Source organism: Kitasatospora sp. NPDC096140 (assembly GCF_040303045.1).
Lineage (GTDB): Bacteria > Actinomycetota > Actinomycetes > Streptomycetales > Streptomycetaceae > Kitasatospora.
The window spans coordinates 257672-263671 of the sequence record NZ_JBEOUW010000010.1; the positions used below are offsets into that span (position 1 = coordinate 257672).

Annotated in this window: 4 protein-coding genes and 1 rRNA gene; 2 read left to right on the plus strand and 3 right to left on the minus strand. The window is 70.0% G+C overall.

Annotation, left to right across the window (positions count from 1 at the left end; all coding sequences use genetic code 11):
• Positions 1-482: 482 nt before the first annotated feature.
• A complete protein-coding gene (locus ABT048_RS13530) occupies positions 483-1772 on the minus strand; it encodes a citrate synthase (RefSeq protein WP_350521514.1) in 1290 nt (429 codons plus the stop codon).
• Between the two features lie 225 nt (positions 1773-1997).
• The gene (gene recD2 / locus ABT048_RS13535; RefSeq protein WP_350521515.1) at positions 1998-4229 is read right to left on the minus strand and encodes an SF1B family DNA helicase RecD2; all 2232 of its coding nucleotides are present in this window, start codon (positions 4227-4229) and stop codon (positions 1998-2000) included.
• A 205-nt stretch (positions 4230-4434) separates the two neighbouring features.
• Between recD2 and ABT048_RS13540 the strand changes: the two genes are divergently transcribed.
• Positions 4435-5226: a VOC family protein gene (locus ABT048_RS13540; protein WP_350521516.1), complete on the plus strand. Its 792-nt coding sequence runs from the start codon at positions 4435-4437 to the stop codon at positions 5224-5226.
• Between the two features lie 144 nt (positions 5227-5370).
• Positions 5371-5832, plus strand: a complete 462-nt coding sequence (locus ABT048_RS13545) for a GNAT family N-acetyltransferase (protein ID WP_350521517.1) — start codon at positions 5371-5373, stop codon at positions 5830-5832.
• Positions 5833-5908: 76 nt separating this feature from the next.
• On the opposite strand, the gene rrf is transcribed toward ABT048_RS13545, so the two are convergent.
• Positions 5909-6000, minus strand: a 5S ribosomal RNA gene (gene rrf, locus ABT048_RS13550); the annotation flags it as partial.

The window sequence follows — 6000 nt, forward strand, 5'->3', positions numbered from 1 at the left end:
CGTGACTGCGGGGAGGGTGACGTCCCGCGCGAGAGAAGGTGTGATATGGGCGGGGTACGACGCGCACACGGAGCGTGGCGAGAGGCAGCTCACACCCCCCGGGCGTAACTTCTCGCACCCTGATACGTCTTAGGTTGGTAGTGCGGCAGTTTTTCCGATGGGCGGGGCACGCTGAACGGCAACGTGTCCCCGCGCTTCCACCGGCTGTCGCCGGCGGGGCTCCGGCGGGCCCCGGGAAGGGTCGTCTTCTCGACGGCCTTCGCGCACGGCGCCGGGGTACTGGCGGGCCAGGGACGCTTTGAGCGGCCGTCTCGGGCTGCGGCCGGCCCCGGAGTCGTGCGCCGTACGGTTCCGTCCCCGCACGGACCCCTCCGGGGGTGCGGTGCGGGGACGCGGAGGGGCCCGGTCGCTCAGGCAGCGGCCGGGCCCCTTTCAGCTTCCGTCCGGGTCGGTGCCCGGCGTCGGCGTCTTCGCGCGCGTCGTCAGCGACCCTCAAGCGGGACGTAGTCGCGGATCGCGGTGCCGGTGTAGATCTGGCGCGGGCGGCCGATCCGGCTGGTCGGGTCGTTGATCATCTCGTGCCAGTGGGCGATCCAGCCCGGCAGCCGGCCGAGGGCGAACAGCACGGTGAACATGCTGGTCGGGAAGCCCATGGCGCGGTAGATCAGGCCGGTGTAGAAGTCCACGTTCGGGTACAGCTTGCGCGAGATGAAGAAGTCGTCCTTGAGGGCGTGCTCCTCCAGCTTGAGCGCGATGTCGAGGAGCTCGTCGCTCTTGCCGAGCTGGCCGAGGACCTCGTGCGCGAGCAGCTTCACCTGGGCGGCGCGCGGGTCGAACGCCTTGTAGACCCGGTGGCCGAAGCCCATCAGCTTGACGCCGGCTTCCTTGTTCTTGACCTTCGTGATGAAGGCGTCGACGTCGCCGCCGTCCTTCTGGATGCTCTCCAGCATCTCCAGCACGGCCTGGTTGGCGCCGCCGTGCAGCGGGCCCCACAGTGCCGAGATGCCGGCCGAGATCGAGGCGAACAGGTTGGCGTGGCTGGAGCCGACCAGGCGCACGGTGGAGGTCGAGCAGTTCTGCTCGTGGTCCGCGTGCAGGATGAGCAGCTTGTCCAGGGCGTTGACGACGACCGGGTTGAGCTCGTAGTCCTCGGCGGGGACGGCGAACGTCATCCGCAGGAGGTTCTCGACGTAGCTCAGGTCGTTGCGCGGGTAGACGAAGGGCTGGCCCATCGCCTTCTTGTACGCGTACGCGGCGATCGTCGGCAGCTTGGCGAGCAGGCGGACCGTCGACAGGTGGCGCTGGGCCGCGTCGAACGGGTTGTGGCTCTCCGGGTAGAACGTGGACAGCGCGCCGACCACCGAGGACAGCATGGCCATCGGGTGGGCGTCCCGCGGGAAGCCCTGGAAGAAGCGCTTGACGTCCTCGTGCAGCAGGGTGTGCTGGGTGATCTCGCGGTTGAACTCCGCCAGCTGGTCCGCGTTGGGCAGCTCGCCGTTGATCAGGAGGTACGCGGTCTCGATGAAGCCGCCCTGCGAGGCGAGCTGCTCGATCGGGTAGCCGCGGTACCGCAGGATGCCGTTGTCGCCGTCCACGAAGGTGATCGCGGACTTGTACGCGGCGGTGTTACCGAAGCCGTTGTCCAGGGTGACCAGGCCGGTCTGCGGGAGCAGCTTCGAGATGTCGAAGCCGGCGTTGCCCGCAGTGCTCTCGACGACGGGGTACTCGTACTCGCCGTCCTGGTACCGCAGTACTACCGAGTTGTCGCTCACGTCTTCCTCACCGACGAAATGAATCCTCTTCCAAGGTGCCCTGACTGTCTCCACCATCCCCCATCCGGAGGACAGTCGCGCACCCGGGGTGGCCCGGAAGGGCCCGCCCCTACAAAACCTGCCGCCGTAGCCGGTACGAACCGGACAAGATCGGCACCACCCTAGGCTCTGCCGTAAATCTCTTCACGTCAAGAGAACATTAGAGGCAACGATCCTGTTGGATAATCATCCAGAAGCAAGCCGATGATCGAGCGCCGCATGCCGCCGACCTGCACTGACGGCCCGAACGGCCTGCGCGATCGCCTTGCGTGACCCGACCAGTACCACGAGTTTCCTCGCCCTGGTCACAGCGGTGTAGAGCAGATTTCGCTGGAGCATCGTCCAAGCGGACATAGTGACCGGAATCACCACCACCGGGTACTCGCTGCCCTGCGAGCGGTGGATCGTCACCGCGTACGCGTGGGCCAGCTCGTCGAGTTCGTCGAAGTCGTACACCACCTCCTCGTCCTCGTCGGTGACCACCGTCAACCGCTGGTCGTCCACGCTGAGGGCGGTCACCACTCCCACTGTGCCGTTGAAGACGCCGTTCCGCCCCTTGTCGTAGTTGTTGCGGATCTGGGTCACCTTGTCCCCCACCCGGAACGTCCGCCCGCCGAAACGCCGCTCCGCCACCCCCTCCCGGGCCGGCGTCACCGCCCCCTGCAGCAGCGTGTTCAGGTTCCCCGCCCCGGCCGGGCCGCGGTGCATCGGGGACAGCACCTGGACGTCCCGGCGCGGGTCGAAGCCGAACTTCTGCGGGATCCGCCGCGCCACCACGTCCACCGTCAGCCCGGCCGCCCGCTCCGCGTCGTCCTCGGCGAACAGGAAGAAGTCCGCCAGACCATCCGTCAGCGGCGGCTTCCCCTCGTTGATCCGGTGCGCGTTGGTCACCACGCCCGACTGCTGCGCCTGCCGGAAGATCCGGGTCAGCCGGACCGACGGGATCGGCCCGCCCTCGGCCAGCATGTCCCGCAGCACCTCCCCGGCGCCCACCGACGGCAGCTGGTCCACGTCCCCCACGAACAGCAGGTGAGCGCCCATCGGCACCGCCTTGACCAGCTTGTTCGCCAGGATCAGGTCCAGCATCGAGGCCTCGTCGACCACCACCAGGTCCGCGTCCAGCGGCCGGTCCCGGTCGAACGCGGCGTCCCCGCCCGGCTTCAGCTCCAGCAGCCGGTGCACCGTCGAGGCCTCCGCCCCGGTCAGCTCCGACAGCCGCTTCGCCGCCCGCCCGGTCGGCGCCGCCAGCACCACCTTCGCCCGCTTCGCCAGCGCCAGCGCCACGATCGACTTCACCGTGAACGACTTGCCGCAGCCCGGACCGCCCGTCAGCACCGCGACCTTCTGCGTCAGCGCCAGCCGCACCGACTGCTCCTGCTCGGGCGCCAACTCGGCCCCCGTCCGCTTCGCCAGCCACTCCAGCGCCACCGACCAGTCCACGCCCGCGAACCACGGCATCCGGTCCGTGTCCGAACGCAGCAGCCGCAGCAGCTGGTTGGCCAGCGAGATCTCCGCCCGGTGGAACGGCACCAGGTAGACCGCGGTGATCGGCTCGCCCGCCTCCCCCGGCACCGTCTCGCGGACCACCCCCTCGGCCGCGACCAGCTCGGCCAGGCAGTCGATCACCAGCCCCACGTCCACCTGCAGCAGCTTCACGCCGTCCGCGATCAGCCGCTCCTCCGGCAGGAAGCAGTGCCCCTGGTCGCTGCTCTGCGACAGCGCGTACTGCAGCCCCGCCTTCACCCGCTCCGGGCTGTCGTGCGGGATGCCCACCGCCTGGGCGATCCGGTCCGCCGTCAGGAATCCGATGCCCCAGACGTCCGACGCCAGCCGGTACGGCTCGTTCTTCACCACGCCGATCGACGCGTCGCCGTACTGCTTGTAGATCCGCACCGCCAGCGAGGTCGACACCCCGACCCCCTGCAGGAAGACCATCACCTCCTTGATGGCCTTCTGCTCCTCCCAGGCCGCCGCGATCTTCTTGGTGCGCTTCGGCCCCAGCCCCGGCACCTCGATCAGCCGGCCCGGCTCGTTCTCGATCACCTCCAGGGTGTCCACACCGAAGCGCTCCACGATCCGCTCGGCGAACCGCGGCCCGATCCCCTTGATCAGCCCCGAGCCCAGGTACCGCCGGATGCCCTGGACCGTGGCCGGCAGCACCGTCGTGTAGTTCTCCACCGTGAACTGCCGCCCGTACTGCGGGTGCGAGCCCCACCGCCCGTGCAGCCGCAGCGACTCCCCGACCTGCGCCCCCAGCAGCGCGCCCACCACGGTCAGCAGGTCGTTCCCGCCCCGGCCGGTGTCGACCCGGGCCACCGTGTAGCCGGTCTCCTCGTTGGCGTAGGTGATCCGCTCCAGCACCCCCTCGACCTGCGCGAGCTGGAACGGCTGCTGTCCCGACTGCGCCTGCTTGCTCACCGGGCCCCCTTCGACCGGTACGGGTGGATCATTCCGCTACGCACGGTACCGCCCGGCCCCGACAAGCCCACAGCCGCGAACGCCCGGATCCCGGGCCGGAAGCCTGCCGTGCAGCGCCATCGCCGAGGTGCCAGGCTGTGAGTAGGCAGGGGGACCGTCGACCGCGCCCGCCCGGGCCCGGCCCGTCCGAGGAGCAGTGCCCGACATGCTCAACACCGCCTTCCGCCCCGGCGCCCCCGACTGGCTCGACCTGAGCAGCCCCGACACCCGGGCCTCCGTCGACTTCTACACCGCGCTGTTCGGCTGGACCTTCGACTCGGCCGGCCCCGAGTCGGGCGGCTACGGGTTCTTCCGCCTCGACGGCCGGATCGTCGCCGCCCTCGGCCCGCTCACCGACGAGAGTTCCCTGCCGGGCTGGACGCTCTACTTCGCCACCCCGGACGCCGACCGCACCACCGCACTGGTCGAGAAGGCCGGCGGCCGCGTCCGGTTCGCCCCCTTCGACGTCTTCACCTCGGGCCGGATGGCCGGCTACACCGACCCGACCGGCGCCGACTTCGCCGTCTGGCAGCCGCACGACACCCGCGGCCTGGACGTCGTCGACGAGGAGGGCAGCCTCTGCTGGGCCGAGTGCCACAGCATCGACGCCGAACTCGCCAAGTCCTTCTACCGCACCGTCTTCGACTGGCAGGAGCAGGACGTCCCGTTCGACGGCTCGATCTACACCGTCCTCACCCCCGCGGGCGGCGGCACCGACGACGCCCACGGCGGCATCGTCCAGCTCGGCCCCCAGCAGACCGCCGCCGGCACCGGCTCGCACTGGCTCCCGTACTTCGAGGTCCCCAACGCGGACGCCGGCCTCGCCATCGCCGCCACCATCGGCGCGACCGTGAAGGTCCCCGCCACCGACGTCCACGGCGTCGGCCGCCTCGCCCAGCTGGTCGACCCGCACGGCGCGGTCTTCGCCGTCATCACCAGTGCCCCGCCCGGGGCGTGACACCGCCTCACCCCGGCCCGACGCCATCAGGGACCTTGCCCACCCCTGATCGGCCCTGATCGGCCCCCAGGAGGGCCGTGCAGGGGCGCTACGGGCGTAGACAGGGACGGGTGGGAACCGTGGAAAGGCTTCTATTCTCTGATCATGAACGACACGACCGATCTGACGATCCGCCGGGCGACCGGGGCGGACCTCCCGGCCATCGTGGCGATGCTCGCGGACGACCCGCTGGGCGCGACCCGCGAGAGCCCCGACGACCTGACCGCCTACCGCACCGCCTTCGCCCGCATCGAGGGCGACCCGCACCAGCACCTGGTCGTCGCCGACCGCGCCGGCCGGACCGTCGGCACCCTGCAGCTCACCGTCGTGCCCGGCCTCTCCCGACAGGGCTCCACCCGCACGATCATCGAGGCCGTCCGCATCCACGCCGACGAGCGCGGCAACGGGCTGGGCTCCGTCCTGATCGAGTGGGCCGTCCAGCGCTCCCGCGAACTCGGCGCCGACCTCGTCCAGCTCACCTCCGACGCCACCCGCACCGACGCGCACCGCTTCTACGAGCGGCTCGGGTTCGTTCCGTCGCACGTCGGCTTCAAGCTGAAGGTCTGAAAGCGGCGCCCGGCGCAGTGTCCGGAAATGCAAAGAACCCCTGATCCGAGTGGATCAGGGGTTCTTTGGAATGATTGTTCGGCGGCGTCCTACTCTCCCACAGGGTCCCCCCTGCAGTACCATCGGCGCTGTGAGGCTTAGCTTCCGGGTTCGGAATGTAACCGGGCG